The sequence below is a fragment of the Endozoicomonas sp. ALB091 genome, assembly GCF_049310265.1.
Lineage (GTDB): Bacteria > Pseudomonadota > Gammaproteobacteria > Pseudomonadales > Endozoicomonadaceae > Endozoicomonas.
Genome location: NZ_JBLYNQ010000007.1, coordinates 541,715 through 561,501, shown reverse-complemented (window position 1 = coordinate 561,501; position 19,787 = coordinate 541,715). Strand labels below are relative to the sequence as shown.

General features: G+C 50.6%; 13 protein-coding genes. 7 read left to right on the top strand and 6 right to left on the bottom strand.

Annotated elements, in window-relative coordinates:
• Positions 1–31: 31 nt before the first annotated feature.
• A complete protein-coding gene (locus ACO6UX_RS14410; RefSeq protein WP_422448688.1) occupies positions 32–637 on the bottom strand; it encodes a CoA pyrophosphatase in 606 nt (201 codons plus the stop codon).
• A gap of 67 nt (positions 638–704) precedes the next feature.
• On the opposite strand from ACO6UX_RS14410, the gene ACO6UX_RS14405 reads away from it, so the two are divergent.
• The 3 genes from ACO6UX_RS14405 to ACO6UX_RS14395 all read left to right on the top strand — a co-directional run bounded on the left by ACO6UX_RS14405 (position 705) and on the right by ACO6UX_RS14395 (position 2,550).
• Positions 705–977 (top strand): hypothetical protein, encoded by a 273-nt coding sequence (locus tag ACO6UX_RS14405; RefSeq protein WP_422448686.1) that lies wholly within the window; start codon positions 705–707, stop codon positions 975–977.
• 139 nt (positions 978–1,116) lie between these two features.
• Positions 1,117–1,707, top strand: a complete 591-nt coding sequence (locus tag ACO6UX_RS14400) for a hypothetical protein (protein ID WP_422448684.1) — start codon at positions 1,117–1,119, stop codon at positions 1,705–1,707.
• A gap of 297 nt (positions 1,708–2,004) precedes the next feature.
• On the top strand, positions 2,005–2,550 hold the full coding sequence (locus tag ACO6UX_RS14395) for an NUDIX hydrolase (protein WP_422449560.1): 546 nt from the start codon (positions 2,005–2,007) through the stop codon (positions 2,548–2,550).
• Here ACO6UX_RS14395 and ACO6UX_RS14390 read toward each other — a convergent pair.
• Together ACO6UX_RS14390 and ACO6UX_RS14385 are read right to left on the bottom strand one after the other, a co-directional pair.
• Positions 2,525–2,905 (bottom strand): hypothetical protein, encoded by a 381-nt coding sequence (locus ACO6UX_RS14390; RefSeq protein WP_422448682.1) that lies wholly within the window; start codon positions 2,903–2,905, stop codon positions 2,525–2,527. The genes ACO6UX_RS14395 and ACO6UX_RS14390 overlap by 26 nt on opposite strands.
• Positions 2,906–2,907: 2 nt before the next feature.
• Positions 2,908–4,074: a 1-acyl-sn-glycerol-3-phosphate acyltransferase gene (locus ACO6UX_RS14385; RefSeq protein ID WP_422448680.1), complete on the bottom strand. Its 1,167-nt coding sequence runs from the start codon at positions 4,072–4,074 to the stop codon at positions 2,908–2,910.
• Positions 4,075–4,262: 188 nt separating this feature from the next.
• Here ACO6UX_RS14385 and ACO6UX_RS14380 point away from each other — a divergent pair, with 188 nt between their 5' ends.
• The 4 genes from ACO6UX_RS14380 to ACO6UX_RS14365 all read left to right on the top strand — a co-directional run bounded on the left by ACO6UX_RS14380 (position 4,263) and on the right by ACO6UX_RS14365 (position 12,169).
• Positions 4,263–5,000 (top strand): tetratricopeptide repeat protein, encoded by a 738-nt coding sequence (locus tag ACO6UX_RS14380; RefSeq protein ID WP_422448678.1) that lies wholly within the window; start codon positions 4,263–4,265, stop codon positions 4,998–5,000.
• A gap of 44 nt (positions 5,001–5,044) precedes the next feature.
• Positions 5,045–5,650 (top strand): SOS response-associated peptidase, encoded by a 606-nt coding sequence (locus ACO6UX_RS14375; RefSeq protein ID WP_422448676.1) that lies wholly within the window; start codon positions 5,045–5,047, stop codon positions 5,648–5,650.
• An 83-nt stretch (positions 5,651–5,733) separates the two neighbouring features.
• Positions 5,734–9,033, top strand: a complete 3,300-nt coding sequence (locus tag ACO6UX_RS14370) for an ATP-binding protein (protein ID WP_422448674.1) — start codon at positions 5,734–5,736, stop codon at positions 9,031–9,033.
• Positions 9,017–12,169, top strand: a complete 3,153-nt coding sequence (locus ACO6UX_RS14365; protein ID WP_422448672.1) for a hypothetical protein — start codon at positions 9,017–9,019, stop codon at positions 12,167–12,169. Before ACO6UX_RS14370 ends, ACO6UX_RS14365 begins: the two co-directional genes overlap by 17 nt.
• Before the next feature lie 45 nt (positions 12,170–12,214).
• On the opposite strand, the gene ACO6UX_RS14360 is transcribed toward ACO6UX_RS14365, so the two are convergent.
• The 3 genes from ACO6UX_RS14360 to ACO6UX_RS14350 form a co-directional block, all read right to left on the bottom strand.
• Entirely contained in the window at positions 12,215–15,106 is a 2,892-nt protein-coding gene (locus tag ACO6UX_RS14360) for a DUF1601 domain-containing protein (protein ID WP_422448670.1), read from the bottom strand.
• 129 nt (positions 15,107–15,235) lie between these two features.
• Positions 15,236–15,595 carry a hypothetical protein gene (locus tag ACO6UX_RS14355; RefSeq protein WP_422448668.1) on the bottom strand — a complete coding sequence of 120 codons (360 nt, stop codon included), beginning with the start codon at positions 15,593–15,595 and terminating at the stop codon, positions 15,236–15,238.
• A 731-nt stretch (positions 15,596–16,326) separates the two neighbouring features.
• Positions 16,327–19,638, bottom strand: a complete 3,312-nt coding sequence (locus tag ACO6UX_RS14350; RefSeq protein ID WP_422448666.1) for a DUF1601 domain-containing protein — start codon at positions 19,636–19,638, stop codon at positions 16,327–16,329.
• Positions 19,639–19,787: the final 149 nt, after the last annotated feature.

Here is a 19,787-nt window from a genome sequence, read left to right as displayed (position 1 = left end):
TAGCTGGCCATATGGAATCGAATATTTCTGGCTACTTATGCCGGGGGAAATGGCTGTTGAAGTGAGGAGCGTTCAGTGAGATGTCGGCATCCAGGGTAATATTCAGGAACTCCACCAGCATCACGGCAGTCAGCCCCCAGATCAGATACTCGCCATAGTAAAAGGACGGCATCATGTAGTCATGGTTGCGCAGTTTCCAATGGTTGAACGTCAGGTTGTCCTTGTCCAGAAAGTAGCTTAACGGGACTTTAAAAATACGATCCAGCTCCGCCATATTGGCTCTTAGTGGCGTGTCTGCGGCAATAATCCCGACAATAGGGGTGACTTCCAGACCAAAGCGCGAGACCACCGAGCCGGTTTGACCAATGATTCTGACGGCTTCCGGAGGGAGGGCGATCTCTTCAAAGGACTCCCTCAATGCGGTCTGGACCAGGTCTCTGTCGGATAAGTCCCGCTTGCCTCCCGGGAACGCAACCTCACCACTATGGGTGCTCATGTGGGGAGCCCGCCGGGTAAACACCAGCTCTGGTTCCGGTGCATTGGTAATGGGTATCAGCACTGCGGCTTCTGGCAGTTGGGCATTTATTGTTCTGGGCTGGTGGTTTTGCAGCCGTTCTTCAACCTGGTTCAACATCATGGTGACTTCAGAGGCATCCTTGCAAGGGACTTGAATTTATCATAAGTAGCTCAGCCGGATTTATCCAGTGTTCTTGGGGGCTATTAACATTTTGTTGCCTGCACAGAGTGAGTGGTCATTCTGCCCTTTATTAACTCTTTGTCGTGTATCCAGCATCGACACGCAGAAGTCTCTCTTGCTCAAAAAGCATCCTGACTCAGAATTTATCGGTGACATTGCCAGTGCTTTCAACTTTAAACGAGAAGGACTGCAAACCATTCTGGAATCCGCAATGCTCGGGAATCCAACCCTTGTTGTGGTTACCACAAAAGACCGACTCGCAAGATCAGGACTCTACTAACTATTTGGAGTACTCATCTTGTTCAGTCTTGATAATTGTTTCGAAGCTTTATTGTGGCTGTAGAAATGTGAAAGTTATTTCAGGACAGTTCCTAATAATGTCTACCCTAAGAGATCAGTTTCACCTTGAGGAACTGATTATGCAAAATGTAAACTCTGGAGCCACTTCATCACAACTCACCGGTTATGTTACCCCACCGGTTGCGGTTGGTCGTTCACCATCTCCCCCCGTCGCCGCAGTTGCCAGCGTGCCTCCGACTCCTGGCCTGAGTCCGGAACTATGCCTGCAAGAAGAAAAAATGTCGACCAATGGTACTAAACCTGTAACAAACAGAAATGTGGCACTTTCGGCACCGAGTGCTCAACGTGATGAAATCAGCAAACCTTTTCGAGACGGTGGTAACCCTGATACCGCGGGTATTTCATCCACAAATACCGAAAAGAGGATTATAAGTGACATGAAGGATGAGTTGATAAAACTCGTTGGCCCTCTGCTTTGGAATAATGCTCGCATTTGTGGGCTGGCACTCACTGGCAAAACCAGAGACCAACTTAAGTTCAAGGTGACGGCGGATTATGATTGCAGCCCGGAAGAAAAGCGGATGTTGCTCGCCGAAATAGAGCGCTTCATGCAAGATAATGTTCCGCAGAGGTTGCGAAATGAGTTCAAACTCGTAATTGATTACATTGGGCCTATAGAAGCCTTGAGTTCTGGCCCTGTAAATTCATAAGCGAAAAATTTGGCAGCAATCAGGATGCCTCCCTTAGTTCTTGTTCTTAAGGTAGACATTAAGGATTCTTCATGATGGTAAACTGAACCCTGTCCTCTTTCAGTGTTTGATGAGGGGGGCTGGTTGACAGGTGTTGCGGGTCTTGCATTGGAACCTCAAAGGAAAAGAAAAGCTTTTCCCGTTAATGAAGCAAGTAGATCGACAGTTTGTTCATCTCTGAGGTTTTGTTACTCTGTTATTGTCCTTCTTTACCCGTCTGCCAGAAACAAGGAGTGAACGTTGATGACAGGATCCTCTATGCATTACTGCAGTGTCTGCGGTCATAAGACTCAAAGAAAAGTGCCTGAAGGGGACCATCGCCTGCGGGATGTGTGTAATCACTGTCACACGATTCATTATCAGAACCCCAGGGTTATCACCGGGTGCCTGCCCGTTTACCAGGATAAGGTATTGATGTGTAAACGGGCGATCGAGCCCAGAAAGGGGTTCTGGACACTGCCCGGTGGTTTTATGGAGTTGGGCGAAACCATCGAAGAGGGAGCGGCACGGGAAACCCGCGAAGAAGCCTGTGCGGATGTTACTATTGAGTCACTGTATACGCTGTTTAATGTGGTGCATGTAGGTCAGCTGTCGGCTTTTTTTCTGGCGAGACTGGAACGGCCGGACTTTGCCCCGGGGGAGGAGAGTCTGGAGGTGGCCCTCTTTACAGAAGATGAGATTCCCTGGGACCAACTGGCATTTTCTACCATAAGCCGGACGCTTCGCTATTATTTTGCCGATCGTCGGGAAGGCGTATTTCCCATGAGGCTTGAGTATGTCACGCCTCCGCAGCGGCAAGACTGACCGGGTGAAAATCGAAGGCAGGCATTTCATAAGGGTGCGCCCGCAGTAGCGCCTCAATGGCGGGTTTTAAAAACCGCTCCTGACAAAGCATTTCTACTTTCCAGGTTTCTTCTGAATGGATTTCGCCGGGTTGCCCGGAGAAGGGCTGGCTTCCCGGCAAGGGGCGAAACTGGCCGGTTCCCGGGGTTTGCCAGCAACAGCAATCATAGGTTCCATAACGACCAGCGCCGGCAGCGAACAGGGCCTCCTTGACTGTTTCAAGCCAGGGGGAGGGAATCATTACACTGACTTTGTACACCTGCGTTTCAGACTGGTGAGAAAGGTGCGCTTCATGTTGTGCAGATGATTCCTTCATGCTTATGAACCGTAGCGGAAGCGATTAATCACCGGCTGGGCATACATCTTTAGGAACCAGGGGCGGTATGGCTCAGGGCAGCGCTGCAGGTGTCGGGTAAATTCATCGCGCTTTTTCTGCAGATCGATGGCCGGGAATAACTGTTCGATCCCCGGAACCTGAATAACCTGCTCATGCTGGTTGATCTCACTGCTGATCGCTTCCCAGGCAAACAGGTTGGATGTCTGCAACTGATAGTTATGGTGAATCTGATGGTTAACCTCTTGAACCACCGAGGCGGCATCTTCAAAGTCTTCTGTCAGCGGTTTGCCAAACGCAACATGCACATGCCCTTTGTAACCATCTATGCCGGTGACGATGCTTTTCAAATCTTCATCGTCGGCTTTCTGATACTGACCGGTCTGTTGTTTCTCATAGAGTTCCCGGGCCTTGTCGCAGTCGCATGGGTCGAACTCGTAGGAGATGGAGACCGGTACAATATTCAGTGAGCGAATATTGTCAGCAAAAGCGCCCTGCCTGCCACGACGGCTCAGGTTAAACATCTTGATAATGGCCGGATCGGTCTGGTCATTACCATCCTTGGCCCGGCCTTCGCTCTGGGCAATCCAGACCGGCTGGCCTTCATCGATGCAGTGATGAATGTAGGCCGAGAGGTTCTGGAAGGCGAGCAGCTTTTCCCGTCGTCCGGACAGTGAGCGTTTGACGATAAAGCTTTTGTTCAGACGCATCAGGTCACTGACAAAAGGGCGTTTGACCAGGTTGTCGCCAATGGCAATCTGGCAGGTTTCCATATCGTTAAGGTAGAGCGCGTAGTTGACCAGGGCCGGATCCAGAACAATATCCCGATGGTTGGACAGAAACAGATAGGCCTTGTCCTTGTTCAGGTGCTCAATGCCGGAAAAAGACACCTTATGGGTGGTGGTTTTGATCACCCGGGTCAGATAGGGCTCGATGATGGCCTGAAAATCCCGGACATTATGGATATTCCGTGTTTTGTACTTTAACGCCAGAGAGGTGATCCAGGCCATGGCTCCGGAAAATTGCCGGGTTAAACCGGGGTAACGGTGCTTTGCCAACACATGGAGCAGGTCTTTATCAGTTAACAGGCGAGCCAGTGTAGGCCGGACCTCATGGTCATGGTAAGGGCGGATATCGTCAAAAGCTTCCATTTGTGCCAATGCTTTGAGGTCAGATAAGGAAAAAATCGTTATTGATCGACGGGCTATTATATTTCATGGATTGACTGCCGGTCTGTATAGACACTGTCGCGTAATGTAACTGAGGCGTATGGAGGATGCAAACCAGAGGTTGTTCATCAGTATGTGTGCGATTGAAGTGATAACGAAGGTGGAATTGGTTGCCGGGTGACGTTTATCGCTGGAATGGGAATCGCTGTGAGGAATACCTGCAAACCGTTCCCGAACATCATATAATCCAGGTTTCAGGTTCCCGGAACCTGACCATTTATAAAAATGCCAGGCAGGAATTATTCATGTTGAAGCAGTTTAAAAGTGCTGTCAGTTTGGTGGTATTGCTGGTCACGGTGGCGGGGCCGGTCTGGGCTACCACCCCTGTTAGCGGTGTTGTGGCTCAGAAAGAGCAGAAAGAACAAAAAGAGCCGTCGGTTTCTGGTAAGGTTCAGGGACAGTTAAGCGAGGCGATTCAAATCCTCCACTCAGGCCAGGCAACAAACCCGGCTAAAGCCATTAACGCTTTGCAGCGCATTGCCCGCCAGGGCGATCAGAAAGCCCGGGCCGAAGCCATGCTCTGGCTGGGCAGGGCTTATCGTGACGGGCTTGCCGGGACCGCTAAGGATATTGGCATGGCCTTTGACTATTTCCAGCAGGCTGCCGGGCGTGAAGGGCTGAATCCTGAAGCACAGTATGAGCTGGGACGGGCCTATCTCAATGGTGAAGGCACGGACCGCAACCTGATCGCGGCTTATATGTGGACCGAGCTCAGTCTGCAGGCCCCGTCGAACATATCAGCCTCTGCCGAAGCCCAGAAAGCCAGGCTGGAGACTCTGCTCAATACGGTTCAACTGGAAAAGGCCAGGCAGCTGGTGGATCAGTTGGCCACTCTTTATCTGCAATAATCAGGCTCTTGATCGCAAATGATTAAAGTGAGTTGGAGTAATTTATGTGCAGCCGTTACTCATTCAACCTGCCCAGGGTTGACCTTGGCTTTCTCGGTATCAACGATGTGTTAACTCAGAAACCCGTGCAACAGGTGGTGCCGGGGCAGCAGGTGTGGCTGGTTCGGAACAGTGACTGTGGTGCCCCTGAACTCGCCCGGGCCAAGTGGGGGCTTGTCCCTTCCTGGTTGCAGGATTTATCTCGGGCCCAGATCAATGCCCGTGTGGAGACCGCCGCTGAGTCACGAATGTTCAAAAAAGCCTGGCAGGACAGGCGTTGCCTGATTCTGGCGGATAGCTACTACCAATGGCATATGGCTCCGGGCAACCGTCGTCAGTTGTGGCGTATCGGCGCAAAAGATGGTTCGCTGCTACTGATGGCCGGATTATGGGAGCGGTTCACGGTGGACAGTACTCTCTCTTTCGATTCCTGCGCCGTGTTAACCATGCCGGCAATGCCACCGTTAATGTTGATCGCTGAGCGCATGCCGACGTTGTTGACGAAGGCTCATGCACAGCGCTGGCTGTCCGGGGAACCTTTTGATATTGAACGTTTTTCTGCCTTTCTAGCCAGCTTTCCCTGGCACAGCCAGAATATTCTGAAAGGCTGAGGTTGCGTTGTTCAGAATCTCCATTCACTGCTGAAATGCTGGTCTATCATTAGCGTTCATTGTGGCCGTGTGCAGTGAACCCAGTGCAATTTTCTATCAGGAAAAAAATCATTTTTTTTACTGTCGTGCCTGTCACGCTGCTGTACAACCTGATCTTTGGAATCCACCTCTACCTCTCACTCAAACAGGCCACGGACGCGGTCGCAAAAGGGCTGATTGAGCAGGTCTGGCATAATGCGGACAAAATTGACAGCCATACCCGGCAGCTGATGACCATGACCTCGTTTATGGGGGATATGTTGAGTCGGATGCCAGTGACTGACCATGCCATGATCAAACACTTTCTCACGGATCTGGTGGCAAGAAACTCTCTGGTTCGCGGCTTTACTTATGTGAAGCTCGGCAGCAGCCTGCAGCACTGGGATGTTTTTCATGCCTACAGGAATCAGTGCCGGGTCCGGCTGGATGAAAGCGTCGATACCGGCCTGTTTCCAGCCCAGTTCTGGTGGGCCAATCAGGATCAGCAGAAAGGGGGATTCTGGACATCGCCAAGAGGGTCTGCGGATAAAGGGTGGATTGTCAGCTATATCGTCCCGGTCATTTCAGAGAACACCCTTTATGGCTATTTCTGGATGGATATCAGCCTGGCGGATCTGCGCCAGCAGCTGGTGGAAAACACCACGGGAAATGCCAGTTTTTCCATTGTTAATGGCGCAGGAGAGTACCTGCAGACGGACAGTGAAACGCCGAAGCGCTACCAGTTAAACAGCATTCATCAAAGCCAGTTCTATTACGGTTCACCGGGGTTATGGCATGACCTGGAAGAGCTGATTGAACGAGGTGAGCCCGCTTTCCGGCATAAGTGGGTGCCGGTGCGGCAGAATGAGTACTGGTTGATGGGGGCACCCATTAAATCGGCTTCCTGGTGGATGATCAGTTATGCCCCAAGGGAAACCGTACTGGCTCCGGTTATTGACCAGGCGCAGATTAATGCATTGCTGATGCTACTCTCCCTGACACTGATATTTACCTGTGCCAGCCTGGTGTCGGTGAGAATTACCCGTCCGATTATCCGTTTGAAGCGAGCCATGGATGATTTTACCTACCGTCGGGTCATGCCGGTGATTACCCATATCAGCCGGGATGAAATGGGCAGTTTGACCGAAAGTTTCCAGCAACTGGTGACCAGGCTGGCGGACCGGGAAAAAGCACTGCATCGGGCCAGAACCAGCAATATCGGTCATTTGCTGGAGCGGCTGAGGGGGAACTATTTCTATTTCAACCTCAATAAGGATGGGTGCGTTACCCATGTCAGTCCGTCAATAGAGGCCATTCTGGGCTACACACAGAAGGAGTTTCTGCGTCCATTGATCGGGTATCTTGCTAACCGGGACAGTAAATTATGTTTTCGGGATCAGTTTCGTGAGGCCAAGCAGGGGCGATGGGGCGATACCTTTGAGCTGGATATCCGGCATCTGAATGGCAGCATCCGCAGGCTGGAAATCTTCTGGAGCGATATCGGGGATCTGGAAGACAGGCAATATCTGGTGGAAGGGCTGGCCAATGATATTACTGATCGGGTCAGCGATACCAAGAAATTCAAGCTGCTACTGGACAGCGCGCCGGACGCAACCATCATTGCCACACCGGAAGGCATTATCGGCATGGCCAACAGCAGGACGGAAGATCTGTTTGGCTTTCACCGGGAAGACCTGGTCAATATGCCCCTGAGCCTGCTGACGCCACTGGAAAACCGTCCGGGGCACCCTCTGTTGGGTGATCTGGAAAAAGCCAGTTGGGAGCAGTTGTGCCTGGTGGGTTATGAATCCCGGGGTATTGATCGTAAAGGCCGGATTTTCCCGGTAGAAATCACCAGCAACCCCCTGAAAACCGGCGATGGCCTGCTGATCTCCATGGTGGTTCGTGATATCACGGAGCGCAAACGCATTGAGCATGAGTTGATGCGGGCCAAGGAAGAGGCAGAGCGGGCCAATCTGGCCAAAGGTCTGTTCCTCTCCAATATGAGCCACGAGTTGAGAACACCGCTGAATGGCGTGCTTGGCAATGCCCAGCTGTTGTTAAGAAACCTCTCGTTATCGTCGGCCCAGCGAAAAAGCCTGAACACCATTGAGGCCAGTGGCCAGCATTTGCTGTCACTGATTAACGATATTCTCGATTTAACCAAAATTGAGTCCAGCAAGATTGAGTTACACCCTTCTGCGGTGCGATTGCTGGAGTTACTGCGCGGGGTGCGCAATATTCTGATGGAAAGGGCGGTCAGCAAGGGGCTGGATTTACGCCTGTTGCCCATTGGCACGTTACCGGAAATTGTCATGCTGGATGAAATCAAGGTTCGTCAGGTGCTGCTGAATCTGCTCAGTAACGGGGTTAAGTACACGGTTAAGGGGTGGGTTGAATGCCGGGTGTCCGTGGAGGGCAATGATATTGTCTTTGAAGTCCGCGACACCGGTGTTGGTATTGCCCATGAGGACCTGGAGAGGGTCTTTGAACCTTTCCGGCAGGTCCATCTGGGGTTGCAGATCGGTGGCACTGGCCTGGGGCTGGCGATCAGTCGGCGGCTGGTCTCGGCCATGGGTGGGGAGCTTGATGTTATCAGCGAGCCCGGCAAGGGGAGCCGTTTTATTTTTGTCCTGCCGCTGGTTCTGGGCAGTTTTGCAGCGCTGAAAGAGCATCAGCGCCTACTGCCCGGTTCCATTTATGTGCATTTGGATGAGCGCTTTCAGGGGGTCCGGGTGCTGGTGGTGGATGATGTTGAAAGTAACCGGGATATGATGGCCGGGTTGCTGGACTCCGCCGGTTTCAGGGTTGATACTGCCGGCAATGGCCTTCAGGCGGTGGAAGCGGTGAAGCAGGTGGATTTTGACCTGATTTTGATGGATATCTCCATGCCGGTGATGGATGGGGTGACAGCGATCAGGAAAATTCGTGAACTTCCCGGAAAAGTATCGGTCAAAGCTGTGGCTGTGACCGCCAGTGTCAGCCATGAGGCCAGGGAGCGGTTGTTGATTCAGGGGTTTGACGAATACATTGGCAAGCCCCTGGATGCCGGGCTGATGTTTGATAAAATCCGCTGTTTACTGGGGGTGGATTATGTCACTGCGCTGCCAAAACCTGAGTGGAATGAGAATGCTTTGCTGCAAAGTCTCAAAGAGATGCGCATGGACAGCTTTGTTCATGCCATCATTACTGCTTTCGAGCAGGGCGATCTGGAGTCGCTGGAGCAGGCGCTGCACTCATTTGAGAACGACCCGGCATTGGCCGATGTGATTGGCTTCCTGCTGATGCTGACGGCAGATATGGATATTGCCCGGCTGGAAAATTTTATTGGCCAGCTGGTAGAAAATTTTGACCATAGACGTTGAGGCATTATCAGTCAGTTTTATTGATATGGATTCATTACCAAAAGCAGTAAATTCATTCTCGACAGCAGGGTTTGCCAACCCTGAGAGTTGCCCGGTGCCACCGGGCAAACAGTCAAACCCTGAAACTGCACACTGCGAGCCTCCGGGTAACAGAGAACAGCTAAGACAGGAATTGCTTGATGCTGTGAAGGCAGGCACGTTAGGCGCTCGACAGATCAGGATGAGCTCCGCGAAATCAGGCCATGCAAGATTCAAAAAAGAGTCGGATTATCTTGACCATAAGGATAAATTACCCAAAGGACCAAGGCCGGTCATCCTGATTATGGAAGATGTACCCACGATACTCAGGCCGAACCATGTCACTGTTGGTCTGATAAAACCCGGTACGCTCGCTGCCTATAAAAAAAATGCCATTACATCCTTTCTAGAGAACAATGCGGTAAAGCCGGATGAGCTTTCTGCCAAATGCCTGCCTGACCACAGTTCACTGCAAAAGAAAATGGAGGAGAGAGCTAAACGGATCTGTACCGTTTATCAGGGATCTTCATCCGGTAAACTGCGCTGGAATGGCACATTCAAACCGCCTGAATTCAGGGAAAAAGATTATGAAAAGTTAACATGCCATTCAGAATGGCTAACCACCGGGTATAAAAAATCACAAATCAAGTGCTTTCTTACTGCAAAAGAGGACCTTGGCAAAGACATTACCGATCATTTGCAGGATAAACACCAGTTAGAAGAGACTTTTGGCATCGACCCATTGCCCTGGCTGGTTTATTCCCAGCAAAGCGGCTCGGCAGAGGTTTATTTTGAGGATGAAGTCAGTGGCCATCTGTCAGCGCTGCATAAAGCCAGGCTCACTAATTTTTCGATATCCCATATCATTGCTGAAGAAACCTTCAGGCAGGTATTGAATTTTCTGCCAATGCCGTTAAGAGCAAAGACCCTGAATCAACAGCATCTGCCAGCGATGCAGTATCCATGTCAGGACATTATAAAACTGGTAACGAACCCGGACTTCAATCATCAACACTTAAGGGAATTAATAGACCAGATCTGGAAATTAATAGACCAGGATTTCCCGGTTGAAAAAACGTTTCTTTACAAGGGGAAGTGGCAGACAGTACTTGATTTGTTGATCCAGTCAGCAACAACGTTATGGTTACAAGATCATCATCGTAGTATGTCTCTGTATTATAACCAACAAGAGCATAGGGGAGAGAGAGCTGACGAGGAAGATGTTTTTTTCCAGTTATCTACTGAACTGGCCAGACGCGGGGTGTCTTTTGATGAAAAAAATGGCAAGCATCTGTTAAGGGAATTTTATTCGATTAGACTGTGCTGTCGTTTAAAGGCATTGGGATTATCCTATAAGGGGGGCGATTTAGGGTATTTAATTACTGATGTCCCCTTCTTTAATGATCCGGCTGTCATGCTGGAATTTCATCAACGTTGCCAGAGACTCAGTTCAGCAGAACTGCAAGAAGTGTTTGACTACGTCCTTCGACGACCTTTTCAAGGGTATCACCCCTATGACCAATTAAAGAACTATTTATTGGCTCTGTTTCGTTTTGGTGAACCCGATGAGCAAATATTCAGCGCTGTGAGAGAAAAAATAGCAGACACCGGAGCTGATGGCATTGAACAATCCCTGGGAACACTTTGTGCAGATGATTATATCCACTGGGCTAAAGAACTCCGGGAGCGGCGGGATCAAGAGCCCTTTTATCAGCAGTGGCCAGAAAATATCAAAAAAGGGCAACAACAAATAGACGAACTGCGAAAGTCCTTCGGCCTTACCGGCAGTCAATCTGCCCAACCTGCCTCATTGATGCAACCAGCAGCGTTGCAATTTATCGTCGACGCCTTCAGCCAACCGCCGGTTCTGCCCAATGCCAAAGATAACGAAGAGACCATTCTGAGAATCTTACAGCACTATTACCGACGTCCCGGACCAGAGCGAGTCATCCAATGCCTTGGCCGTGAGACATTGCCCGTGGTGTGGAAGTCTGCTCACAGCTGCAGTCATGTATTGCGGGCCCGGAACAATCTGTTGTGGTATATCGAGTTGCTGGACAAATTCGATCCGATGCAGTTCTCTGACATTGAAAAGAATCTGTTGTCGCTGGCCATTATCTATCATGACGCCGCAGCGGAAGATGTCCCCAAACGAGATGAAGAAGCCAGGGCGGCTGACTATTTCAAACGGGATCTGAAGGGGCAGTATCCACAACAACAGCTGGATGGTATAGCCGAGGCGCTGGCCAGCAAGGAAGACGACGTACATGGCAAGAGCGACCAGACTATTTCCCCATCGGTTCGCCGTTATCTGCGGGTACTGCGTTTTGCTGACCGTATGGACTATATCCGATGCACCGGGGTTGATGCCTCGTTCCCGGGATTCTGCACAGGCCGACACCCGCTTACAGGGTTTGACCCCCGGCGTTTGGATCTGCCGTCGCAACTCACCAGGGATTTCACCGGTGAGCCTGCCCTGAAGCCGGACTTCCAACGCCAACTGGAAGCTGCCATGCATGGTGCCGCTGATCTGTTACAGGTCACTGGCAGCCATAGTGAAGACTGTCGGGCGGATTCCTATATCCAGACGTATCATCTCAAACCTGACAGGACGGCCATCAAAGAGAAATTTGAACTGACCCCCTTGCCACTGCAGAACATGGAAAACTGCCTGGATGATAATGTCCGGCGTTTTATTGCCAGCCGTGCAGGCATTCACACCTGTTCCAGCCCTGACCATAAAGACTGCAAGACTGACCGGCAAAACGGGATTACCCGTGGCATCCATAATAGCTTCCATGATCTCAGGCAAGTGCAGGTGCCAACAGGGATGACCCGGCTGGAAAAGATGCAGTGTCGCCAGGGTTTCAGTCTGCTCAGCATGGCAACACAAGAGGCCATCGCCCAGGAGGTGCAACGACTGCAATCCGAAGGGATACTTATGAGCCTTGGCACATTAACCCAGCAAACCCTGAAATCACCCCCGGCAAAACAAGTGCTTGAGCAAAGAGGCTTTGCGGTGATCAGTGAGAAGCGCTTCAGGGGATATGACGACACTGGCAAGGTAAACCTGCAGGAAATGCTGGTGCCCATTCCTGTGGGTTCTGTCGGTTCATGATGCTTTTGTTCAGGAGGCTGTGGTCGCAATGATCATCAATGGTCTTCATTTTTTTCTCTTCCTTTTTTTTCTTTTTGGTTGGTCGGTGTGCTCTTTTGAATGTTCTTCGGCGGTTGAGTGAAAGTAATCTGAGGGTTGCCTTCCTTTATCGGTGGTCATGTGTGCCTCATCTGCACGCCTTCTTTTAAGCCCTACAGAGGCAAGCCCCGGCAGCGGGGTGTCTACCCTGGTCTTTATGCGATCAATACATCGTTTCATGGAATCCCGATCCCGGTTCCCAAGCTCGTTCACCGGGATTTCAATGACCTCAAATCCTGATTTTTGCAGCAGTGCGATTTTAAGCAGTGTCGAGCCATTCCTGGTTTTGAAATCACCACCCACGTAATGAGACGGTCCCTGAACTTCAATCACAATGTTGTGATCTGGCAGTAGCAGGTTTACCGGAGGTAATGTGTTCAGACTTTTTTCTTTTTTAATCCTCAAAGAGGGAATGCGTGATTGGAGTTGATCGTGGAAGTCGGTTTGAGTTTTTGACATGGTTGTCCGGTAATGGGGGACGAATGGACAAGGTTTCCCAAGCCAACTTGCGGCCATGGCAATAATGGTTTGCTCATCTTCATTGTCCGGGAATGTATTTTCCATGCGAGTAAACAGGTCATCCAGGTGCTTTTCAAACACGTTATTTCTATTGGCATTGGGAACCAGAGACAACCTGGCACAGCATATCATTAGTCCCCAGAGAGACATTAATATGTCTTGCTCAGAGAGCTGAGGGTTTTCACTGATTTGACCGACAAGCGATTCGAACGTAGAGGTAACCACGTTCAGCTCAACGAATTCACCCAGTTTCGCAATGGCCGACAGCAGGTTGGCGATAGCCTGAGGAATAAATTGGTCTTTCTGTGCGTTCACGCAGGGCAACAGCACGGCCACAGCCTGGTTGATATCTGGTGTCTGCTCCTGCCCACTGTCCAACAGTTTTGCCATGGCCCACAGCAGGTTGGCTATATGCTGAGGAATAAATTGGTCTTTATGGGCGTTCACGTAGGGTAACAGCACGGCCACGGCCTCGTTGAGCCCTGGTGTCCGCACCTGCCCATTGTCGACCAGTTTCGCCATGGCCCACAGCAGGTTGGCTATATGCTGAGGAGTAAATTGGTCTTTATGTGCGTTCACGTAGGGTAACAGCACGGCCACGGCCTCCTTGAGTCCTGGTGTCCGCACCTGCCCGTTGTCTACCAGTTTCGCCATGGCCCACAGCAGGTTGGCAATAGCCTGAGGAATAAATTGGTCTTTCTGTGCGTTCACGTAGGGCAACAGCACGGCCACGGCCTTTTTGAGCCCTGGTGTCGGCTCCTGCCCGTTGTCCACCAGTTTTGCCATGGCCCACAGCAGGTTGGCTATATGCTGAGGAATAAATTGGTCTTTCTGTGCGTTCACGTAGGGTAACAGCGCGGCCACGGCCTCGTTGAGCCATGGTGTCTGCGCCTGCCCGTTGTCCACCAGTTTCGCCATGGCCCACAGCAGGTTGTTGATTTCCTGTGGTTTAAAGTTAGCTTTCTGTGCGTTTACTTGCGGCAACAGCGCGGCCACGGCCTCGTTGAACTCAGGTGTTTGCTTCTGCCCATTGTCCACCAGTTTCGCCATGGCCCACAGCATGTTGGCGATTTCCTGAGGTTTAAAGTTAGCTTTCTGCGCGTTTACGTGGGGCAACAGCGCGGCCACGGCCTCGTTGAGCCCTGGTGTCTGCACCTGCCCGTTGTCCACCAGTTTCGCCATGGCCCACAGCAGGTTGCCGATAGCCCGGGGAATAAATTGGTCTTTCTGTGCGTTCACCCGGGGCAGCAGTGCGGCTAAGGCCTCTTTGAGCCCTGGTATCCGCTCCTGCCCGTTGTCCACCAGTTTCGCCATGGCCCACAGCAGGTTGGTGATTTCCTGTGGTTTAAAATTAGCTTTCTGTGCGTTTACGTGGAGCAACAGCACGGGCACAGCTTCTTTGAACTCTGGTGTCCGCTCCTGGCCGTTGTCTGTCAGTTTCGCCATGGCCCACAGCAGGTTGGTGATTTCCTGTGGTTTAAAGTTAGCTTTCTGTGCGTTTACTTGGGGCAACAGCGCGGCTACGGCTTCCTTGAACTCAGGTGTTTGCTTCTGCCCATTGTCCACCAGTTTCGCCATGGCCCACAGCAGGTTGGCGATTTCCTGAGGTTTAAAGTTAGCTTTCTGCGCGTTTACGTGGGGCAACAGCGCGGCCACGGCCTCGTTGAGCCCTGGTGTCTGCACCTGCCCGTTGTCCACCAGTTTTGCCATGGCCCACAGCAGGTTGGCGATTGGCTGGGTGTCAATGTCGCTGGCTCCAGGTTGTAGGTGGCACTTGAATATTATTGCATCAAGTAGCGTTGACAATAAGGCAGCTTGAGTATGCCTGACACCCTCATCCATGGGGTGATGAGGGGTAAAAGCACCTGCTGAAGTAAATGAATGAAGTGTTGTCGTCAGGCTTCGCCAATTCCAGCTCCGTGTTACTGTAAAATTTTGCAGAAAACGCATCAGCTGGCTTTGTTCCGCTCGATTTAACGGTCTTTTAGAAGCTGACGCGTATTTTTTAATGGTACTGGCAAATTGACCATGATTACTCCCATTATAGCGTTGAGCGAAACGAGCAGATTTACTCAACAGATCATCCATTATTTCCGGGTTGACAAGGGCATTAAAATCTTGAGCAGGGGTAGGGGTTACTGAACGACACTGTAGATTTTGAGAAGTGTATGCGCCAGAAGCAGGGTAAAATTCATTACGCCCCGGGATAGTGCGGTAGGGATTATCCCTCTGTCTTACCGTGTCATGTCTATATTGCCCAAGCCTTGAAGAAGCGGCCTGGTTATCCGGTTGGTGGTAATAATTGCCTGATCTTGCGTTAGCAGCAGAGGTTCTATGCATAGTTATATTTCATTAATTCACGAAAATATAATAAAGCAGACAGCTGTTCTGTGCAGAGGTTCATTTTGCTGCAATATCTAAACTAAGTTTCTGCCAAAATGGAATTACATGGTCGTACCAGTGGGGACATTAAATGTCGATTTTCTGAATAACATTTAAGAATTGCTCGGTTTTACCACAGCTATAAACAGATTCATCACTCGTCATATTACACGCCATAAACAGAGCCTGATGCTGTGTTTTGGATAAATCGCTGAGGTAGTAATCGTGGCTTATCCGATAGGTTCCCCCATGAAGATTGATACTGACCCGGTTGCGATAATGCATCAGCAGCCCGGACTTCAGTGCTTTGCCACCATTGAGAACGGTCACTGTCTTCCGGAATTTTGCATTGACAGCAAGTGAGGGGTGTTGATTCCCACGGGTGAGAAGTTGTCGCGAAAGGCAGGCCTGAGGCGTTTCTCTTGTGCCGGTTTGAACTTTACTCAAATTTATCTTGTCTAAATGACCGGATTATCCGGACTGCTTCCGGTTGTATTCAACAAAATATGGTTATTTACTCCAGGCAGGAGACTAGAAACAATGGCAATGCCTATATCAACGTCCCTTAATGATGCTCCTTCTTCCGAGCCAGTTTCAGGACACCGTCCCCACACCACACCCGCAGCACAACAGGGCCAGATGGCAGGTTTCGCAGTAGATAAATAAGAGTACCTTCATGTCGGGCCTTACCCCCGAATTCAGGGGATGGGCAAACACTACCGCCTGCCACCGCGCCGGTAATAGAGAGACAGGTTGCCAGCACCGGTGATCCATCCGGGGCGGCCAGCTTGTCCGAAAGACCGGCCGAAGCGAAGCCAATGGAAAACCAGCCCCTGAATTACCAGATCCTCAGCAACACTTTTAAACGGACGTCTTATGCCAGCAGTTTATGTTTTGGAGCCACCATACCTGATGAGCAGGTCCGGGTGGTGATGGGCCACCTCCAAAAGATGGACAAACAGGGTAATAGATCTGTTACCATTTTTTTGATGTCAATGATATGTAATTTCAACCTGGGTACAGAAAACAAAAAGTGTGGCAATCATGATGGAAGGGAGGGGATTACTGGCTGTTGTTTCTCTTCCTTTTTTTTCTCTTTGGTTTGCCGGTGTGCTCTTCTGAATGTTCTTCGGCGGTTAAGTGAAAGTAATCTGAGGGTTGCCTTCCTTTATCGATAGTCATGTATGCCTTGCCTCATCTGCCCACTTTCTTTTAAGCGCTACAGAGGCAAGCCCCGGCGGCGGGGTGGCTACCCTGGTCTTTATGTGATCAATACATCGTTTCATGGAATCCCGGTTCCCAAGCTCGCTAACCGGGATTTCAATGACCTCAAATCCTGATTTTTGCAGCAGTGCGATTTTAAGCAGTGTCGAGCCATTCCTGGTTTTGAAATCACCACACACGTAATGAGACGGTCCCTGAACTTCAATCACAATGTTGTGATCTGGCAGTAGCAGGTCTACCGGAGGTAATGTGTTCAGACTTTTTTCTTCTTCAATCTTCAAAGAGGGAATGCGTGATTGGAGTTGATCGTGGAGGTCGGTTTGAGGTTTTGACATGTTTGTCCGGTAATGGGGGACGAACGGACAAGGTTTCCCAAGCCAACTTGCGGCCATGGCAATGATGGATTGCTCTTCTTCATTGTCCGGGAATGTGTTTTCCATGGGAGTAAACAGGTCATCCATGTGCTTTTCAAACACGTTATTTTTATTGGCATTGGGGACCAGAGACAACCTGGCACAGTACACCATTACTCCCCAGAGAGACATTATTATGTCTTGCTGAGAGAACTGAGGGTTTTCACTGATTTGGTAGACAAGCGATTCGAACGTAGAGGCAGCCACCTTCAGCTCAACGAATTCACCCAGTTTCGCAATGGCCCACAGCAGGTTGGCGATTTCCTTTGGTTTAAAGTGAGCTTTCTGTGTGTTTACGTGAGGCAATAGCGCGGCTACGGCCTCTTTGAACCTTGGTGCCCCCTCCTGCCTGCTGTCCACGAGTTTCGCCATGGCCCACAGCAGGTTGGCGACCGCCTGAGGAATAAATTGGTCTTTCTGTGCGTTCACGTAGGGCAACAGCGCTGCCACGGCCTCTGTGAACTCTGGTGTCCACTCCTGGCCGTAGTCCACGAGTTTCGCCATGGCCCACATCAGGTTGGAGATTTCCTGGGGGTTAAAGTTAGCTTTCTGTGCGTTTACGTAGGGCAACAGCACGGCGACAGCCTCTTTGAACTCTGGTGTCCGTTCCTGGCCGTTGTCTGCCAGTTTTGCAATGGCCCACAGCAGGTTGACGATTTCCTGTGGTTTAAAGTTAGATTTCTGTGCGTTTACGAAGGGCAACAGCGCGGCCACGGCTTCTTTGAACTCAGGTGTTTGCTTCTGCCCATTGTCCACCAGTTTCGCCATGGACCACAGCAGGTTGGCTATATGCTGAGGAATAAATTGGTGTTTCTGTGCGTTCACGTTGGGCAACAGCGCGGCCACGGCCTCGTTGAGTTCTGGTGTCCGCTCCTGGCCGTTGTCTGCCAGTTTCGCCATGGCCCACAGCAGGTTGGCGATTTCCTGTGGTTTAAAGTTAACTTTCCGTGCGTTTACGTAGGGCAACATCGCTGCCACGGCCGCTGTGAACTCTGGTGTCCGCAGCTGCCCGTTTTCCACCAGTTTCGCCATGGCCCACATCAGGTTGGAGATTTCCTGTGGTTTAAAGTTAGCTTTCTGTGCGTTTAGGTGGGGCAACAGCACGGCCACAGACTCTTTGAACTCTGGTGTCTGCTCCTGGCCGTTGTCTGCCAGTTTCGCCATGGCCCACATCAGGCTGGAGATTTCCTGAGGTTTAAAGTTAGCTTTCTGTTCGTTTACGTGGGGCAACAGCACGGCCACGGCCACGGCCACGGCCTCTTTAAACTCAGGTGTTTGCTTCTGCCCATTGTCCACCAGTTTCGCCATGGCCCACAGCAGGTTGGCGATTTCCTGTGGTTTAAAGTTAGCTTTCTGTGCGTTTACGTGGGGCAACAGCGCGGCTAGGGCCTCTTTGAACTCAGGTGTTTGCTTCTGCCCATTCTCCACCAGTTTCGCCATGGCCCACAGCAGGTTGGCGATTTCCTGTGATTTAAAGTTAGCTTTCTGTGCGTTTACTTGAGGTAACAGCGCGGCCACAGCCTCTTTCAACTCTGGTGTCCGCTCCTGCCCGTTGTCCACCAGTTTCGCCATGGCCCACAGCAGGTTGGTGATACCCTGAGCAATAAATTGGTCTTTCTGTGCGTTCACATTGGGCAACAGTGCGGCCACGGCCTTTTTGAGCCCGGGGGTCCGCTCCTGCCCGTTGTCCACCAGTTTCGCCATGGCCCACAGCAGGTTGACGATTTGCTGTGATTTAAAGTTAGCTTTCTGTGCGTTTACTTGAGGTAACAGCGCGGCCACAGCCTCTTTCAACTCTGGTGTCCGCTCCTGCCCGTTGTCCACCAGTTTCGCAATGGCCCACAGCAGGTTGGTGATACCCTGAGCAATAAATTGGTCTTTCTGTGCGTTCACATTGGGCAACAGTGCGGCCACGGCCTTTTTGAGCCCGGGGGTCCGCTCCTGCCCGTTGTCCACCAGTTTCGCCATGGCCCACAGCAGGTTGGCGATTTCCTGTGGTTTAAAGTTAGCTTTCTGTGCGTTTACTTGAGGTAACAGCGCGGCCACAGCCTCTTTCAACTCTGGTGTCCGCTCCTGCCCGTTGTCCACCAGTTTCGCCATGGCCCACAGCAGGTTGGCGATACCCTGAGCAATAAATTGGTCTTTCTGTGCGATCACATTGGGCAACAGTGCGGCCACGGCCTTTTTGAGCCCCGGTGTCCGCTCCTGTCCGTTGTCCACCAGTTTCGCCATGGCCCACAGCAGGTTGACGATTTGCTGGGCGTCAATATCCCTGGCTTCAGGTTTTTGATGGCACCTGAATATTATTGCATCAAGTAGCGTTGACAATAAGGCAGCTTGAGTAAGCTTGACACGCTCATCCCTGGGTTGATGAGGGGTAAAAACACCTGCTGAAGTCAATGAATGAAGTGTTGTCGTCAGGCTTCGCCAATTCCAGCTCCGTGTTGCTGTAAAATTTTGCAGCAAACGTATCAGCTGGCTTTGTTCTGCTCGATTTAACGGTCTTTTAGAGGCTGACGTGTATTTTTTAATGGAACTGGCAAAGTGACCGTGATTTCTCCCATCATAGCGATCAGCGAAACGATCAGATTTACTCAACAGATCATCCATTATTTCTGGTTTGACAAGGGCATTGAAATCTTGAGCAGGGGTTATTGAACGACACTGTAGATATTGAGAAGTGCATGCGCCAGAAGAAGGGTAAAATTCATTATGCCCCGGGATAGTACGGTAGGGACTATCCCTCTGTCTTATGTCAGGTCTATATCGCCCAAGCCTTGAAGAAGCGGCATGGTTATCCGGTTGGTTGTAATAATTACCTGATCTTGCGTTAGCAGCAGAGGTTCTATCCATAATTATATTTCATTAATTCACGAAAATATAATTAAACAGACAGCTGTTCTGTCCAGAGGTTCATTTTGCTGGAATATCTAAATGCCAAAATAGAATTACATGGCCGTACCAGTGGGAACATTAAATGTCGATTTTATTTCGGGACAATT